This window comes from Oleiphilus sp. HI0066 (assembly GCF_001635725.1).
Map to the genome: position 1 here is coordinate 1 of NZ_LWFH01000338.1, position 903 is coordinate 903.

General features: G+C 40.1%; 1 protein-coding gene and 1 pseudogene. One reads left to right on the forward strand and one right to left on the reverse strand.

The genetic code is table 11. From position 1 onward, the window contains the following. Positions 1-348 (reverse strand): annotated as a pseudogene (locus A3738_RS04895) (elongation factor P-like protein YeiP); the annotation flags it as partial. 305 nt (positions 349-653) lie between these two features. On the opposite strand from A3738_RS04895, the gene A3738_RS04900 reads away from it, so the two are divergent. After that, positions 654-903, forward strand: a 250-nt coding sequence (locus tag A3738_RS04900; protein WP_197473599.1) for a hypothetical protein, incomplete at its 3' end; no start/stop codon positions are given.

Consider the following 903-nt stretch of genomic DNA (forward strand, 5'->3'; position numbering starts at 1 on the left):
AACCTGTAGGCCTTGAGATGCATCGGTGATAAACAGCAACTCTTCTTCAATGCTGGCTTTTTGCAGTGAGTAAGACGAATAGTCTTCGCTATCCATAAATACATATTCGTCGCCATCGTTGTATGAAAATGTGACGGGACGTCTGCTCAAGTCGGCGAAATTAAGCATGTCAGAATCTTTGAAAGTTTCGTCAATCTTCTGGCCAGTTGTCACGTTATACATGCGCATACGGTAAAGGCTCCCTCCCGCTCTGCCTTGCGGAACAGAACGCTCGATGTCTTTTACAAAATACGCTTCGCCGTTGTACTCAATGGCTGCATTCTTTTTTATTTCGCTAGCTTTTGGCATGTCTTTACTCTCTTTGAATTTATTTTGGAGCCTATTATAAGGAGCGAAATGGAATTGATAAGTGTTTTATGTGCAGAAGAATAAAGGTGATTGTTTTGTTATGTGTGATACAAAACATAATAACGCGGTTGCGCATCGAGATAGAGCGAAAGCGTGAGCTGAGTCTATTCCTTTAAATGCTGTCGCAAGTATGGGAGCTATTTTTTAGTTCATGTTTACTGAAAGCGTCAGGATAATTTACATTTCTCTTTTTTTTATATTCAGGTTTTATGGTTAAGTTATTGATATCAGATGGTTCATAAAAAATGGTTGGATATTTGCTGCATTCACCGAGCCGAATTGGTGACTTTATTTATAAGATTGGAGATTTGCAGATGTATACACGGATGACTGCTTTTGTTGTGGCTATGTTGCTCGCAGTAAGTGCGCAAGCCGCTATTATTTTTCAGGATGATTTTGATTCTGAGGGAACTCAGACTTCTCACCTTAACTACAATGGGTTTACTAACTGGACTGTCAGCGAAGGTACTGTTGATTTGGTAGGTACGCCAAACC